This is a genomic window from Mucilaginibacter sp. (genome assembly GCF_041088075.1).
GTDB lineage: Bacteria > Bacteroidota > Bacteroidia > Sphingobacteriales > Sphingobacteriaceae > Mucilaginibacter_A.
Genome location: NZ_JBGCVY010000042.1, coordinates 62,619 through 77,347 on the forward strand (window position 1 = coordinate 62,619; position 14,729 = coordinate 77,347).

The 14,729-nt window shown below is 40.3% G+C and carries 16 protein-coding genes and 5 tRNA genes; 20 read left to right on the forward strand and 1 reads right to left on the reverse strand.

Annotated elements, in window-relative coordinates:
- Positions 1–21 precede the first annotated feature (21 nt).
- From pheT to rny, 4 genes are all read left to right on the forward strand, one after another.
- The gene (pheT, locus tag V5804_RS09970; protein ID WP_369591244.1) at positions 22–2,418 is read left to right on the forward strand and encodes a phenylalanine--tRNA ligase subunit beta; all 2,397 of its coding nucleotides are present in this window, start codon (positions 22–24) and stop codon (positions 2,416–2,418) included.
- 83 nt (positions 2,419–2,501) lie between these two features.
- A complete protein-coding gene (locus V5804_RS09975; RefSeq protein WP_369591245.1) occupies positions 2,502–2,792 on the forward strand; it encodes a hypothetical protein in 291 nt (96 codons plus the stop codon).
- Positions 2,793–2,814: 22 nt separating this feature from the next.
- A complete protein-coding gene (locus tag V5804_RS09980; protein WP_299288707.1) occupies positions 2,815–3,108 on the forward strand; it encodes a cell division protein ZapA in 294 nt (97 codons plus the stop codon).
- Between the two features lie 189 nt (positions 3,109–3,297).
- Positions 3,298–4,881, forward strand: coding sequence for a ribonuclease Y (rny, locus tag V5804_RS09985; RefSeq protein WP_369591246.1), 1,584 nt, complete (start codon positions 3,298–3,300; stop codon positions 4,879–4,881).
- Between the two features lie 392 nt (positions 4,882–5,273).
- On the opposite strand, the gene V5804_RS09990 is transcribed toward rny, so the two are convergent.
- Positions 5,274–7,028 (reverse strand): lysophospholipid acyltransferase family protein, encoded by a 1,755-nt coding sequence (locus V5804_RS09990; protein ID WP_369591247.1) that lies wholly within the window; start codon positions 7,026–7,028, stop codon positions 5,274–5,276.
- A gap of 83 nt (positions 7,029–7,111) precedes the next feature.
- On the opposite strand from V5804_RS09990, the gene V5804_RS09995 reads away from it, so the two are divergent.
- From V5804_RS09995 to rplL, 16 genes are all read left to right on the forward strand, one after another.
- A complete protein-coding gene (locus tag V5804_RS09995) occupies positions 7,112–8,032 on the forward strand; it encodes a ComEA family DNA-binding protein (protein WP_369591248.1) in 921 nt (306 codons plus the stop codon).
- Between the two features lie 101 nt (positions 8,033–8,133).
- Positions 8,134–8,325: a 30S ribosomal protein S21 gene (gene rpsU / locus V5804_RS10000; protein WP_369591249.1), complete on the forward strand. Its 192-nt coding sequence runs from the start codon at positions 8,134–8,136 to the stop codon at positions 8,323–8,325.
- 82 nt (positions 8,326–8,407) lie between these two features.
- Positions 8,408–9,286, forward strand: coding sequence for a tyrosine-type recombinase/integrase (locus V5804_RS10005; protein WP_369591250.1), 879 nt, complete (start codon positions 8,408–8,410; stop codon positions 9,284–9,286).
- 13 nt (positions 9,287–9,299) lie between these two features.
- On the forward strand, positions 9,300–9,635 hold the full coding sequence (gene raiA, locus V5804_RS10010; protein WP_369591251.1) for a ribosome-associated translation inhibitor RaiA: 336 nt from the start codon (positions 9,300–9,302) through the stop codon (positions 9,633–9,635).
- A 163-nt stretch (positions 9,636–9,798) separates the two neighbouring features.
- Positions 9,799–9,871 (forward strand) — tRNA-Thr (locus V5804_RS10015).
- Positions 9,872–9,907: 36 nt separating this feature from the next.
- Positions 9,908–9,988 (forward strand) — tRNA-Tyr (locus V5804_RS10020).
- A 10-nt stretch (positions 9,989–9,998) separates the two neighbouring features.
- A tRNA-Gly gene (locus V5804_RS10025) sits at positions 9,999–10,071 on the forward strand.
- A gap of 68 nt (positions 10,072–10,139) precedes the next feature.
- Positions 10,140–10,211, forward strand: a tRNA-Thr gene (locus V5804_RS10030).
- A 55-nt stretch (positions 10,212–10,266) separates the two neighbouring features.
- Positions 10,267–11,454 (forward strand): elongation factor Tu, encoded by a 1,188-nt coding sequence (gene tuf / locus V5804_RS10035; RefSeq protein WP_369591252.1) that lies wholly within the window; start codon positions 10,267–10,269, stop codon positions 11,452–11,454.
- A gap of 65 nt (positions 11,455–11,519) precedes the next feature.
- Positions 11,520–11,590, forward strand: a tRNA-Trp gene (locus V5804_RS10040).
- A gap of 22 nt (positions 11,591–11,612) precedes the next feature.
- Positions 11,613–11,807, forward strand: coding sequence for a preprotein translocase subunit SecE (gene secE, locus V5804_RS10045; RefSeq protein ID WP_369591253.1), 195 nt, complete (start codon positions 11,613–11,615; stop codon positions 11,805–11,807).
- A 9-nt stretch (positions 11,808–11,816) separates the two neighbouring features.
- Complete coding sequence (nusG, locus tag V5804_RS10050) at positions 11,817–12,359, forward strand: transcription termination/antitermination protein NusG (protein WP_369591254.1); 543 nt, start codon at positions 11,817–11,819, stop codon at positions 12,357–12,359.
- A 179-nt stretch (positions 12,360–12,538) separates the two neighbouring features.
- Positions 12,539–12,982, forward strand: coding sequence for a 50S ribosomal protein L11 (gene rplK, locus V5804_RS10055; protein ID WP_299288735.1), 444 nt, complete (start codon positions 12,539–12,541; stop codon positions 12,980–12,982).
- A 22-nt stretch (positions 12,983–13,004) separates the two neighbouring features.
- Positions 13,005–13,703: a 50S ribosomal protein L1 gene (rplA, locus tag V5804_RS10060; protein ID WP_369591255.1), complete on the forward strand. Its 699-nt coding sequence runs from the start codon at positions 13,005–13,007 to the stop codon at positions 13,701–13,703.
- A 2-nt stretch (positions 13,704–13,705) separates the two neighbouring features.
- Positions 13,706–14,224 (forward strand): 50S ribosomal protein L10, encoded by a 519-nt coding sequence (gene rplJ, locus V5804_RS10065; protein ID WP_369591256.1) that lies wholly within the window; start codon positions 13,706–13,708, stop codon positions 14,222–14,224.
- Between the two features lie 58 nt (positions 14,225–14,282).
- Positions 14,283–14,663, forward strand: a complete 381-nt coding sequence (gene rplL / locus V5804_RS10070) for a 50S ribosomal protein L7/L12 (protein WP_369591257.1) — start codon at positions 14,283–14,285, stop codon at positions 14,661–14,663.
- The last annotated feature ends 66 nt before the right edge of the window (positions 14,664–14,729 follow it).

A 14,729-nucleotide genomic window follows, 5' to 3' on the forward strand; every position in this document is an offset into this window, starting at 1 on the left:
GCTTTTTCATCCGAATCAAGCATGAAGATTTCGTACAACTGGCTTAAACAATATATCAACATTACGCAAACACCCGAAGAAATTTCGCAGATTTTAACAGGGATTGGATTGGAAGTAGAATCGCTCGAAAAAGTGCTGGCGGTGCCCGGCGGGTTGGAAGGTTTGGTGATTGGCTACGTAAAAGAATGCGTGCAGCACCCAAATGCCGACCGGTTGCGGGTTACCAAAGTTGACGCAGGCGGCGAAGAACTGCAAATTGTTTGCGGCGCCGTAAACGTAGCAGCCGGGCAAAAAGTGGTGGTGGCAACTGTGGGAACAACGGTTTATCCAACGACCGGAGAACCTTTTAAGATCAATAAATCCAAAATTAGGGGAGAAGTTTCGGAAGGGATGATTTGTGCCGAAGATGAAATTGGCCTCGGAACTGACCATGCAGGGATTATGGTTTTGGATGAAAATGCCGAAATCGGATCACTGGCAAAAGACTATTTTAAGTTGGAAGATGATTACGTTTTCGAAATTGGTTTAACGCCAAACCGTGTTGATGCCGCTTCACATTTGGGTACGGCGCGCGATATTGCGGCTTATCTCAGAACAAAAATTGAGCTGCCGGATAATGCTTCTTTTACCGTGCAAAATTTGGCGTTGCCTATTGCGGTTGAAGTGGCCGATGCCAAAGCCTGTCCGCGTTATTCCAGCTTAACCATTTCTGGTATCGAAGTCAAAGATTCGCCGGATTGGCTGAAGCAAAAGTTGAGTGTAATTGGCGTTCGCCCGATCAACAATATTGTTGATGTTACGAATTATGTGTTGCATGCTTTAGGCCAGCCAATGCACGCTTTTGATGCCGATACAATCAAAGGAAATAAAGTTATCGTTAAAACTTGTGCCGAAGGAACTATTTTTAAAACGCTCGATGGCGTTGAGCGAAAGTTATCAGCAGATGATCTGATGATTTGTAACGCCGAAGAACCGATGACGATTGCCGGTGTTTTCGGCGGAATCAACTCCGGCGTTACCCATCAAACCAAAAACATTTTTCTGGAAAGTGCTTATTTTGATGCGGTTTCTGTTCGTAAAACGGCTAAAAGGCATGGTTTAAAAACGGATGCTTCTTTTCGTTACGAACGCGGAACTGATCCTGGCATCACGGTTTTTGCTTTAAAATATGCGGCCATTTTGATTCAGCAACTGGCTGGCGGAACGGTTTCTTCCGAAATTTCGGATTTGTACCCTTCGCCTGTTGCTTCTTTTACCGTGCAAATTTTGTACAAAAACGTGCACCGTTTAATTGGAAAAGCGATAAGTGTTGAAGAAATTAAATCAATCATTGCTGCTTTAGCTATTAAAATTACGGCCGAAACCGAAGAAGGATTATCGCTTGAAGTTCCGCCATACCGGGTTGATGTAACGCGGGAAGTGGATGTGATCGAAGAGATTTTGCGGATTTACGGTTATAACAATGTGGAGATTCCAAGTCAAATCCGAGCTTCGTTAAACAACGCTGCAAAACCTGACAAAGATGCGGTGCAAAATCAATTTTCCGATCTGCTTTCGGCCAATGGTTTTAATGAAATTTTGTGCAACTCGCTTACCAAATCTGCTTATTCTGATGATTTGGAAACGGCGGTTAAAATTTTAAACCCGTTGAGCAGCGATTTGGATGTGATGCGGCAAACGCTTTTGTATTCGGGTTTGGAAGTGATTGCCTACAATCAGAACCGAAAATATCCGAATTTGAAACTGTATGAATTTGGAAAAATCTACCATCAGTATCAGGGAAAATTTTCGGAGCAGCATCGTTTGTCAGTGTTTTTAAGCGGAAACGATCAAGCGGAACAATGGAACCAGAAAGAAAAACCGGTCAATTTTTATCAGTTAAAAGCAGTAGTGGATGGATTGCTGAAACGTGCTGGCGTACATAATTTAGTGATAGAAGAAGCAGAATTACATTTACTGGATTACGGTTTAACTTATAAATCCGGCAGCAAAACTTTGGTAAATTTGGGTTTAGTTTCTAAAAAGGAATTGAAGAAAGCCGACGTGAACCAGCCTGTGTTTTTTGCAGATTTTGATTTTGATTTATTGTTGAAACAGATCGGCAGGAATAAAATTGTGTTTCAAGATATTCCAAAATTCCCATCGGTAAAACGGGATCTTTCGTTGTTAATTGATGAGCAAATCACATTTAACCAGTTGAAACAAACCGCATTAAAAACCGACCGGAAGCTGATCAAAGAGGTTAATGTGTTTGATGTTTACAAAGGCGATAAACTTCCCGCAGGAAAAAAATCATACGCGTTAAACTTTGTTTTATTGGACGAAGAGAAAACGCTGACCGATAAAGCGATTGACGCCGTGATGCAAAAAGTAGCTTTTAACTTGCAAAAAGAAGCAGGAGCCGAAGTGAGAAAGTAGGGAAATCAAATTGCTGCCGCTTAGATTGCGGATTGTAAACAACTAATATTAACTTTAAACCCTAAACCTGTTACAATTTTAAAATGTCTGTAGTAGCCGAACAATTGGTTAAAGTTGTTGAAAAAACAGAGCGCTTGATTGAGCTTTGCGCGGCTTTGCAGGAAGAAAATGAATTGTTGAAATCAGAAAACTTAGCGTTAAATACGTCGCTGGCGGATGGCCGTGAAAAAAACAAAGAGATGGAAGAGAAGCTTCGTGTATTGAAGCTGGCCAAAAGTTTTTCGGAGACGAACGAAAAAAGTCTTGATATCAAGCAAAAAATTAACGAATTTGTGCGAGAAATTGATAAGTGCATTGTGTTGTTAAAAAAATGACAACTTAAAGTAAACGGATTTTATGGGAGATATTTCCATCAAAATAAATATTGCAGACCGTGTTTACCCTTTAAAGGTAAATATGGAAGAAGAAGAAGTGATTAGAAGGGCAGCCAAACTAATAAACGACCGCATAAAAGAATACCAGGAAAATTATGCGGTAAAAGATAAACAGGATTTGCTTTCGATGTGTGTTTTGCATTATGCAACAACCTCGCTGAAAGCAGAAAAAAAGGTAATGGTAGAAGATACAGAAGTTACCGAAAAAGTTTATCAGTTAGACCGTTTGCTGTCGGATTTCTTTTCGAACGCCTAATTTATACCGATAAAAGAAGTATTGGCTTTGCCGTTTTAGATTTAAGTTTTCAATTTTTGTAATGCTTTGATTTACTGGTTTGCGAAGTTTAATGCTTCTTTTACCGGGTAGTTTTTAGGGGCATGACAGGCACAAAACTTAAATTTAACAACGGCTTTTTTATTTATATACCTTAATAATTGTTTAAAAATGAATGTACTATATATTGTAATCGGGTTATTGCTGGGCACCGGCCTCGGCATTGTAGTTGGCCGCTATTTGCTGCGCAAATTGTTTACCAGCCAGGAAGCGGCGGCGCAAACCAAAGTGAAAAAGATTTTAAAAGACGCAGAAAACAACGCGGAGATTTTAAAAAAGAACAAACTTTTAGAAGCGAAAGAGAATTTTTTACAACTGAAGGCAGAACACGAGCAGGAAGTAAACTCAAAGAATAATACCATCAACCAGCGCGAAAATTCGTTGAAGCAAAAAGAGCAATCGCTGAACCAAAAGCTGGAAAACGCCAGTCGCCGCGACCAGGAAGTGGATAATACCCGTAAAAATTTAGAAAAACAAACGGAAGCAGCCATCAAAAAGCAGGAAGAAGCGGCGAAAAAACAGGAAGAAGTGGAGCAGCTAAAACTGCAGCACGTGCAACAGTTGGAAGCCATCGCCGGGCTTTCGGCAGAGGAAGCCAAGAACCAGTTGGTGGATAATTTGCGCGAAGAAGCACGCACCAAAGCCATGAGCCAGATCAAGGATATTGTGGACGAGGCAAAATTAACGGCATCAAAAGAAGCAAAGAAAATTGTGATCCAAACCATCCAACGCACGGCAACGGAAAGTGCGATTGAAAATACGGTTTCCATCTTCAACATAGAAAACGATGAGATAAAAGGCCGGATCATTGGACGCGAAGGGCGGAACATCCGTGCTTTGGAAGCGGCAACCGGCATTGAAATTATTGTGGACGATACGCCTGAAGCCATCATTTTATCTGGTTTTGATCCGGTGCGGCGGGAAATTGCACGTTTGGCCATGCACCGTTTGGTAACGGATGGCCGAATCCATCCGGCACGAATTGAAGAAGTGGTGGCCAAAACACGCAAGCAAATTGAAGAAGAAATTGTAGAAATTGGCGAACGGACCGTGATTGATTTGGGTATTAATGGCTTGCATCCGGAGTTGATCCGCATGGTTGGAAGGATGCGTTACCGTTCATCTTACGGCCAAAACCTGTTGCAGCACTCGCGCGAAGTGGCCAACTTTTGCGCAACGATGGCAGCAGAATTAGGTTTGAATGTGAAAATGGCCAAACGTGCAGGCTTGCTGCATGATATTGGTAAAGTGCCTGATGACAACCCGGAACTGCCGCACGCGATTTTGGGGATGCAACTGGCCGAAAAATATAAAGAGAACCCGGAAGTTTGCAATGCCATCGGCGCCCACCACGACGAAATTGAAATGACTTCCATGATTTCACCGATCATCCAGGCTTGCGATGCGATCTCCGGTGCACGCCCCGGCGCAAGGCGCGAAGTAGTTGAAAGCTACATCAAACGGTTGAAAGATTTAGAAGCTTTGGCGATGTCGTACCCCGGCGTAGAAAAAACTTTTGCGATACAGGCCGGCCGCGAACTGCGCGTGGTTGTTGAAAGCGAGAAAATAACGGATGCACAATCCGAAGTTTTGGCTGCCGATATTTCAAACCGTATCCAAACGGAAATGACTTATCCCGGCCAAATCAAAGTAACCGTAATCCGCGAAACAAGGTCGGTTGCTTTTGCCAAATAAATGCCGGTAAAAGAAGTATTGTTGGAAATTGGGAATGCTTCTTTTACCTATATAAAATTGGTGAAGTATAAAAAAAAGCGATGGGAAGCCGTCGCTTTTTCTTTTTAAGTTTCATGCAGTAATGTTTTGGCTAAAGCCCAACCTAAATTTAACATATACCACGGCCTAAAGGCCGTGGTAATTTAATCCGACTTGTTTTACAAATTTTTGCACCTGCTGTGATAACAAAGGCTTATAGTATCATTTTTATTGCTTATTCATTGCCACGGCCTTTAGGCCGTGGATAAAGGGAACAAGAATTGGCTTTAGCCAAAACTACAAGTTGCCAATTTAATGGCATAAAAGAAGCATGAAAAACAGGCCGGACAAAATTCAAACAAACTCTATTTTTTTTACAAATTCTTGCCCAGCTTCTCCAGCATTTCCTGCGGCACTTTTTCCAAATCCAAAACCAAAAATCCGTCTAAACAATCGGAAAATTTAGGGTCAATGTTGAAGCAAATGATCTTCGCGTTTAAAGCAATGTATTGACGAAGCAAAACCGGGATTTTCATGTTCCGGGTTTCCACTTCCGAAATCAAATTATCCAAAACCTTGAACGAATTTTCACCCGCTAAAAGAAGCTCGGTATCAATCTTGGAAAAATCAACCTTAAACTTTTTTCGCGGTTTTACATATTGCGCCATTTCGTGGTCAAAATGGTTTTTGCTGATGTAATCCACGATCAATGATTTAGAGAATTTGGAAAAACTGTTGCTGATGCTCACCGGCCCGATCAAATAACGGTAGCGCGGGTTATCAATCAAATATTTTAAAATCCCTTTCCATAATAAAAATAAAGGCAAAGGTTTTTGCTGGTATTCTTTGCGGATAAAAGAACGGCCCAACTCCAAACTTTTCTTTAAAACCGGTGCAAATTCACCTTTAATTTTGAAAAGTTCGGCCGTGTAAAAACCTTTTTTGCCCATGCTGTAGTAAATCTCGTCGCCTTTGCCGATACGGTAAGCGCCAACAATCATTTTGGTTTCGATGTCCCAGATAAACAAATGGTTATAGTAAATATCATATTCGTCCAGGTCAGAACTTTTGTTCGAGCCTTCGCCAACTTCTCGGAAAGTAATCTCACGCAACCTTCCAATTCCCTTGATAATATTTGGGATCAGCGAAGGCGGCGAAATAAAAACCTCGTAGTTTTTTTCCACCCAAACCAAATGGTTCTCTTTCAATGACTCAACTTCTTTTTCCATCAAATTAATGGCAACAGGCGGCGCAATTGGTTCTGCTGTTTTTTTGATTTTGAATAAGTTGCGCGGGTTAAACAGCTTCCTTTCTTCTTCCAAACCGGTTCCCAAAGCGTAAGTTTTTGCGCGAAGAAAATTTAATAGTTTAGTGGTATTGCCGGCATAAGGGACTTCGTTTAAATCAATCGGTTTGCCAATCCGAAGCTTAATTTTGTGGCCTTTTTTATTAAACAATTCTGCCGGAAGCATGGCCGTGCGCAACGTTGGATGGATTAAACTGAGCAGGTTGAACAGCAAACCATTGTTGCCGTGAAAATAAATTGGCACAACCGGAAGTTTAGCTTTGGCAATGATTTTACCAACAACCGGATGCCATTGCTTGTCGGTTATTTCCTGGTTTTCAATTTTGTAAGTAGAAACTTCTCCGGCAGGGAAAATACCGATGGGTGTTCCGCTTTTCAGCAGTTCCAGCGTGTTTTTGATGCCGCTGATGCTGGAAGAATGTTCAATATTTTCGAAAGGGTTTACGGCAATAAAATAATCGCTCAGGTTTGGGATTTTCTTCAACAAAAAATTGGCCATCAACTTTGCATCCGGCCTTACCATACACAGTATCTTCAACAAAACCATGCCTTCTACGCCGCCATAAGGATGGTTGGCGATGGCAATAAAACCGCCGGTTGTTGGGATGTTTTTGAGTTCGTTCTCGTCAAATTCCACCTCAACGCCCATTCCTTTCAAAATCTCGTCAACAAATTCGGGGCCTTGCTTGGGCTGGGCTTGTGCAAACAGTTTGTTTACATCGTTAATCTTCATAATTTCCATCAAAAAAGCAGCCAGGCCGGGCATCTTCAGCTTATCCAATTTTGTAGCCTTGGCAAATTCTTCTTTGGTGATAACTTTCATGCTAAAAATTTCGGTTTTAATTTTGTGATAAAAGGTAAATATCTTACAATTATCCCTAAATTTCTAACCTAAACTGTTGCTGCATGTTTTCGGCTGTTAAAAACTACTTTGCAATTACCAAAAAAGAGTGGAACGGCCTGCTGGTGCTGGCCATTTTGATGCTGCTGGTTTTGCTGGCACCGGAAGTTTATCAGTTATTTACCGTTCCGGAACAGGTCAATTTTACCAGGATAAAAGAAGCACAGCGCATTTTGGATGCAGCAGTTGTTGAAAAGCCAGACTACCTCAAGAAAAATTACGAGGATTATCCGCATAAAGCCAATGCTTCTTTTAGCACTATAAAATCAAAGCCCGTTTACTTTTCTTTCAACCCAAACAATTTGGCCGAAGAATCCTGGAAGAAATTAGGTTTGAGTGAACGGCAGATCAAAGTCATCAAAAACTACGAAGCCAAAGGCGGGAAGTTTTACAAAAAAGAAGACCTGCAAAAAGTGTATTCGATCACTTCGGAGGACTACGCGCGTTTGGAGCCTTATATCAATATTCCGGGCAGGGATTTTAGTAAAGCTTATTCAAGCTCAGCCCCAATTTATAAAGCAAAACCGTTGATTGTGGTAGAAATTAATCATGCTGATTCTGCACAATTAACCGAAATTAAAGGCATCGGGCCAGCTTTTGCCAACCGGATTCTGAAATACCGGAACCGTTTGGGCGGCTTTTACCGCAAAACACAATTGATGGAAGTGTTTGGCTTGGACACGGCGAAGTATGAAGAAATCGAAAAACAAGTGGCGATTGATCCGGCAGCGATCAGCAAAATCAATATCAATACTTGTGATTTTGATGGTTTAAAGCGAAACCCGTATCTAACATTTAAACAGATGAACGCCATCATCCAATACCGAAAGCAACACGGCAATTATAAAAGTAGCAGTGATTTAAAAAATGTGGCTATTTTAACGGATGAAGTGATCCGAAAAGTAGAGCCTTATTTTTCGTACTGAAATTTAGTTGATAAAAACAGCATCAACCGCTTGTTTTTCGTTTTTATTTTGAAATAATTTTTCTAATTTCGCCCTCCCTGAAAGGAGGTATTGTAGGAATTATGATTATTATCAATGTAAAAGACGGCGAATCTTTAGACAAAGCGCTGAAACGTTTCAAGAAAAAATTTGAAAAAACTGGTGTTTTGAGAGAACTTCGCAGCCGTCAGGCATACGAAAAAAAATCAGTTGCCCGCAGAAATGTAGTAAAACATGCAATTTATAAAGAGCACATGTTTTCTGACAACGTTTAATTTTTTCTTCCAAAATTTATATTCTCCACCAAATTTAAGAACTATTTGTATCTTCATGTTTTAGAAGATCCAAGTAGTTTTTATGTATTTAGACCGTTTTTACACTTATATTCAACACGAAAAGCGGTTTTCCCCTCATACTTTAACAGCTTATAAAACTGATTTGCTTCAGTTTTTTGCTTATGCTGTTTCCCAGGACAATGCTTCTTTTACCGATGTTTTTTTGATCCGCAATTGGATTGTGTACCTTTTAGACCAGCACAATGATGCGCGTTCCGTCAACCGGAAAATATCTTCTTTAAAAACTTACTTTAAATTTTTACTGCGCGAAAAACTGATTGAAGACAACCCGATGTCTAAAATCCAAAGCCCAAAAACCGCCAAAAAACTGCCGGTGGTTATTCGTGAAGAAAACATCAGCCATTTATTGGATAACAAAGAGAATTTTGAGAACGCTTTTAGCGGGATCCGGGACAAATTGGTAATTGAACTGCTTTTCGGGACCGGCATCCGATTGGCAGAATTACTGGGCTTAGCCGAAACCGACATCAACTGGTACGAAAATACCATAAAAGTTATGGGTAAAAGAAGCAAAGAGCGCATCGTTCCGCTTAACAAAGAATTGCTGCTGTTAACAAAAGAATACCTTAACGTTAAGAAAAGTAAAATTTTTGATAACAATTCTTCAAATTTAATCGTTACCGATACTGGCAACGCGCCTTATCCGAAACTAATTTATCGTATTGTGCAGAAATATCTCGGTTACATCACCACCCAAAACAAAAAAAGCCCGCACGTGCTTCGCCATACTTTCGCTACAACCTTATTAAACAATGGCGCAGATTTAAACGCCATTAAAGAACTTTTAGGACATGCCAACCTGAGCGCCACTCAGGTTTACACGCATAATTCTGTGGAAAGATTAAAATTAATTTATAAACAAGCCCATCCAAAGGCATAAAAAAGGAGGAACGATGAAAATTACAGTTCAGGCAATACATTTTACTGCCGACAGTAAACTGGTAGATTTTATTCAGAAAAAAGCGAATAAGCTGGATCAGTTTTTTGATCAGATCATTAGCGGCGAAGTTTATTTAAAGTTGGAAAAGGTAGAAGATGAAGCAAACAAGGTTTTGGAAATAAAACTTTTGATCCCCGGAAACCAGTTGTTTGCCAAAGAACAATGCAAAACTTTTGAAGAAGCAACAGACCTGGCGATTGAAAGCCTGCGTAAACAAATTGACAAGCACAAACAAAAAATCCGTGCGCACGAAACTTCCTTTAAAGAGACGATAATTACTGATCTTTAAGACGGTACATGCACAAAACCATATAAAAAAGCCGACAAAACAATTTGTCGGCTTTTTTTGTAAAAAAGTTTTGTTCTGGATATAAAAAGTGTAAATTTGCATTCCGTTTTCCAAAGGTGTAAAAATTTGAAAAAGGGCTGTTCTTTAAACATATACAAAATTTGCCTCCTTAGCTCAGCTGGTAGAGCGACTGACTTGTAATCAGTAGGTCATTGGTTCGATCCCGATAGGAGGCTCTTAAAAAGAGTAATATTTGATGCGCTTTTTAAATTGGGGGGATACCAGAGCGGTCAAATGGGACGGACTGTAAATCCGTTGCTTCGGCTACGAAGGTTCGAATCCTTCTCCCCCCACAATTTTTAAGCGGAAGTAGCTCAGTTGGTAGAGCGATAGCCTTCCAAGCTATAGGTCGCGAGTTCGAACCTCGTCTTCCGCTCTTAATAAAATTACGAGCTACGATTGACGGAGTACGGATTCGTAAATCATTAATCGTAAAATTAAAAAGCCGACGTAGCTCAGCGGTAGAGCACTTCCTTGGTAAGGAAGAGGTCATGGGTTCAAGTCCCATCGTTGGCTCGCATTATTATAATGTATAAAAAAGTTAATTAACCTAATAACAACATAGAAAATCATGGCAAAAGAAAAATTTGACCGAAGTAAGCCGCACTTAAATATCGGTACAATTGGTCACGTTGACCACGGCAAAACTACTCTTACTGCAGCTATTACAAAAGTATTAGCCGATAAAGGCTTTTCTGAAGCGCGGTCTTTTGATTCAATTGACTCTGCTCCGGAAGAAAAAGAACGTGGTATTACGATCAACACAGCCCACGTAGAATATTCTACAGCAAACCGTCATTATGCACACGTTGACTGTCCAGGTCACGCGGATTATGTGAAAAACATGGTTACTGGTGCTGCCCAAATGGATGGTGCAATCATTGTAGTTGCTTCAACAGATGGCCCGATGCCACAAACACGCGAACACATTCTTTTGGCCCGTCAGGTAGGTGTGCCTTCTCTTGTTGTTTTCATGAACAAAGTGGATATGGTTGATGACCCTGAACTATTAGAATTGGTAGAGATGGAAATTCGCGAACTGCTATCTTTCTATGATTACCCGGGAGATAGCATTGCGGTTATCCAAGGATCTGCTTTAGGTGGATTGAATGGCGAACCAAAATGGGTTGACAAGATTATGGAACTGATGGATGCTGTAGATACACAAATCCCTATCCCTCCGCGTTTAACTGAACTTCCTTTCCTGATGCCGGTTGAAGACGTATTCTCGATCACAGGTCGTGGCACAGTTGCAACAGGTCGTATCGAGCGTGGTATCATCAACTCTGGTGAGCAGGTTGACATCTTGGGAATGGGTGCAGAAAACTTGAAATCAACCGTTACGGGTGTAGAGATGTTCCGCAAAATTTTGGACAGGGGCGAAGCTGGTGATAACGTAGGTTTATTGTTACGTGGTATTGAAAAAGAATCTATCCGTCGTGGTATGGTTATTTGCAAACCAGGTTCTGTAACCCCGCATACAGATTTTAAAGCAGAAGTTTACGTTTTGTCAAAAGCTGAAGGTGGCCGTCATACACCATTCTTCAACAAATACCGTCCGCAATTCTATTTCCGTACCACTGACGTAACCGGTGAAATTTCATTGGCCGAAGGTGTAGAGATGGTAATGCCAGGCGATAACGTTACCATTACAGTAAAATTGATCAATGCCATTGCGATGGAAAAAGGTCTGCGTTTTGCAATCCGTGAAGGTGGCAGAACAGTAGGTGCCGGTCAGGTTACTGAAATTTTGAAATAAAAATTTAAGAGGTTAATTAGGAAACATAAGCTTGTTAAAACAGGCTTATGTTTTCTTATAAAAAAACGGGCATAGTTCAATGGTAGAATAGAGGTCTCCAAAACCTTTGATCAGGGTTCGAATCCTTGTGCCCGTGCATTTTAGAATTAAACAACAGAATGGCTAAAGTAACAGAATACGTTAAAGAGTCTTACATCGAGTTAACACAAAAAGTAACCTGGCCAACCTGGAGCGAATTGCAAAACAGTGCGGTTTTAGTGTTGATTGCTTCTATTATTATTGCTTTAATCATTTTGGCGATGGACGAGTCTGTTGGTAATTTACTCAAATATTTTTACAAATCACTTGCATAATATTTGAATATGAGCGATCAATTAAAATGGTATGTGGTGCGGGCCATTAGTGGAAAAGAAAAAAAGGTTAAACAATACATAGAAGCCGAAGTAAACCGTTTAGGTATTGCCCATCAAATCCCGCAGGTATTAATCCCAATGGAAAAATACTACCAGATGCGCGAAGGAAAAAAGATTGCCAAAGAACGCAATTATTTTCCGGGATATGTATTGATTGAGGCAGCGTTGGATGGCGAGATGGAACATATCATTAAAAACACCAATAGTGTAATTGGTTTTTTGGGCGATAAAGCAGGCAATGCAGTTCCGTTACGCCAAGCAGAAGTGAACCGTATTTTAGGTAAGGTTGACGAAATGACTACCCAAACAGAAACCATGAACGTTCCTTATTATGCAGGCGAAAACGTAAAAGTAATGGACGGCCCTTTCAACGGTTTCAATGGTGTAATTGAAGAAGTTAACGAAGAGAAAAAGAAATTAAAAGTAATGGTTAAGATTTTTGGAAGGCGTACACCTTTAGAACTTAACTATATGCAGGTAGAAAAAGAGTAGGTAAAAGAAGTATCACCAAAAAAGTATCGGTAAAAGAAGTATCAAGTATTTGGTATCAAGACAGATTGTAGATTTTCAAATCTTGATACTTTCTACTTAATACTAAATACTAAACATAAAAAGCTTAAATGTTACATTGCTTCCACATTATAACATTTGTTGTTAAATAAAATAGTAAAATGGCAAAAGAGGTCGGTGCACTAATCAAGTTACAAGTAAAAGGCGGCGCTGCAAACCCATCTCCTCCAATTGGCCCAGCATTGGGCGCAAAAGGGGTAAACATCATGGAGTTTTGCAAGCAGTTTAATGCACGTACACAAGATAAAGCAGGTAAAATATTACCTGTGGTTATAACTGTTTATGTTGACAAATCATTCGAGTTTATCATTAAAACACCTCCTGTTGCGGTCCAGTTATTGGAAGCATCCGGTTTAAAAGGTGGATCGGCAGAACCAAACCGCAAGAAAGTATCCAACATTTCTTGGGATCAGGTAGAAACGATTGCAAAAGATAAAATGCCAGATTTAAACGCCTTTACGGTAGAATCGGCAATGAAAATGGTTGCAGGCACAGCACGCAGTATGGGGATTACCGTTAGTGGTAACGCACCCTGGAATAATTAACAATTAAATTCAATTTAAGACAGTGGCTAGATTAACAAAAAATCAGAAAGCAGCACTTTCCAAGATTGAGGCGAACAAATTATATTCTTTACAAGAAGCTGCTTCTTTGGTGAAGGAAATAACAACAACTAAATTTGATTCATCGGTAGATATTGATGTCCGTTTAGGTGTTGATCCGCGTAAAGCCAATCAAATGGTTCGTGGTATTGCTACTTTGCCTCACGGAACCGGTAAAACTGTCCGCGTTTTAGTTTTGTGTACGCCTGACAAGGTGGAAGAAGCTAAAGCAGCAGGGGCAGATTACGTAGGCTTGGATGAGTATATTACCAAGATCGAAGGTGGCTGGACGGATGTGGACATCATCATTACCATGCCAAGCGTAATGGCAAAAGTAGGTAAGCTGGGCCGTATTTTAGGCCCGCGTAACCTGATGCCAAACCCAAAATCTGGTACAGTAACACCGGAAGTTGGCAAAGCAGTAGCCGAAGTAAAAGCAGGTAAGATTGATTTTAAAGTAGATAAAACAGGCATCGTACATGCTTCTATCGGGAAAGTTTCTTTTCCGCCGGAAAAAATTTACGATAATGCTATGGAAGTTATCCAAATCATTTCAAAATTAAAACCTTCTTCAGCAAAAGGTACTTACTTTAAAAGTATTCATCTTTCTTCTACGATGTCTAAAGGTATAGAAATAGAAACTAAATCAGTAGCAGGTATTTAATCATGAAGAAAGAAGAAAAATACGAAGTAGTTAACGCTTTGGCCGAGCAGATTAAAGAGTATGGTAATTTCTATATTACCGATACCTCGAACCTGACCGTAGCAAAGGTGAACAGTATCCGCAGAAAATGTTTCGAAAGTGATATCGTCATCCAGGTTGCCAAAAATTCACTGATAAAAAAAGCAGTGGAAGCAATCGGAGGAGATTTTACACCAATGTACGATTCTTTAAAAGGTTCTTCCTCTGTGATGTTCTCTAAATCAACTACCGCTCCGGCAAAATTGATCAAAGAACTTCGGAAAACAGGCGATAAACCGCTTTTAAAAGTTGCCTACATTGACGCATCATTTTTTATTGGCGATAACCAGTTAGACGCATTAGTTAACCTTAAATCTAAGGAACAATTAGTTGGCGAAATTATTGGCTTGCTGCAATCTCCTGCTAAAAATGTTATTTCTGCTTTACAATCAGGCGGAAACATCATTGCAGGTGTAGTTAAAACATTACAGGAAAGAGGTTAACAGGCACCTGAAAGTTCTGAAATTTATTACAAAGCATTAAAATTAAATTTTAAATAAAATGGCAGATTTAAAAGCGTTTGCTGAGCAATTGGTAAACTTAACAGTAAAAGAAGTTAACGAGTTAGCTCAGATCTTAAAAGATGAATATGGTATCGAGCCGGCTGCAGCCGCTGTTGCAGTAGCAGGTCCTGCTGCTGGTGGCGATGCTCCTGCTGCTGTAGAAGAAAAAACTGCGTTTGACGTGATCCTGAAAGAAGCAGGCGGCGCTAAATTGGCAGTTGTAAAATTAGTGAAAGACTTAACTGGCCTTGGCTTGAAAGAAGCTAAAGACTTAGTTGATGGTGCACCAAAAGAAGTTAAAACTGGTGTTACCAAAGAAGAAGCCGAAACACTTAAAAAACAGTTGGAAGAAGCAGGAGCCGTTGTTGAGGTTAAATAATCTCGCAAATCCTATCCATATTTTAAGACTCCGGCCTCATTTGGCCGGGGTCTATTGTTGTTTATA

What these genes read in the sequence shown, in the direction of transcription:
- tuf (WP_369591252.1), top strand. Translation starts at nt 10,267, where the DNA reads ATGGCAAAAGAAAAATTTGACCGAAGTAAGCCGCACTTAAATATCGGT.
- V5804_RS09975 (WP_369591245.1), top strand. Translation starts at nt 2,502, where the DNA reads ATGTCTGTAGTAGCCGAACAATTGGTTAAAGTTGTTGAAAAAACAGAG.
- nusG (WP_369591254.1), top strand. Translation starts at nt 11,817, where the DNA reads ATGAGCGATCAATTAAAATGGTATGTGGTGCGGGCCATTAGTGGAAAA.
- rny (WP_369591246.1), top strand. Translation starts at nt 3,298, where the DNA reads ATGAATGTACTATATATTGTAATCGGGTTATTGCTGGGCACCGGCCTC.
- rplK (WP_299288735.1), top strand. Translation starts at nt 12,539, where the DNA reads ATGGCAAAAGAGGTCGGTGCACTAATCAAGTTACAAGTAAAAGGCGGC.
- pheT (WP_369591244.1), top strand. Translation starts at nt 22, where the DNA reads ATGAAGATTTCGTACAACTGGCTTAAACAATATATCAACATTACGCAA.
- secE (WP_369591253.1), top strand. Translation starts at nt 11,613, where the DNA reads ATGGCTAAAGTAACAGAATACGTTAAAGAGTCTTACATCGAGTTAACA.
- rpsU (WP_369591249.1), top strand. Translation starts at nt 8,134, where the DNA reads ATGATTATTATCAATGTAAAAGACGGCGAATCTTTAGACAAAGCGCTG.
- V5804_RS09980 (WP_299288707.1), top strand. Translation starts at nt 2,815, where the DNA reads ATGGGAGATATTTCCATCAAAATAAATATTGCAGACCGTGTTTACCCT.
- V5804_RS09990 (WP_369591247.1), bottom strand. Translation starts at nt 7,028, where the DNA reads ATGAAAGTTATCACCAAAGAAGAATTTGCCAAGGCTACAAAATTGGAT.
- rplL (WP_369591257.1), top strand. Translation starts at nt 14,283, where the DNA reads ATGGCAGATTTAAAAGCGTTTGCTGAGCAATTGGTAAACTTAACAGTA.
- V5804_RS09995 (WP_369591248.1), top strand. Translation starts at nt 7,112, where the DNA reads ATGTTTTCGGCTGTTAAAAACTACTTTGCAATTACCAAAAAAGAGTGG.
- raiA (WP_369591251.1), top strand. Translation starts at nt 9,300, where the DNA reads ATGAAAATTACAGTTCAGGCAATACATTTTACTGCCGACAGTAAACTG.
- rplJ (WP_369591256.1), top strand. Translation starts at nt 13,706, where the DNA reads ATGAAGAAAGAAGAAAAATACGAAGTAGTTAACGCTTTGGCCGAGCAG.
- V5804_RS10005 (WP_369591250.1), top strand. Translation starts at nt 8,408, where the DNA reads ATGTATTTAGACCGTTTTTACACTTATATTCAACACGAAAAGCGGTTT.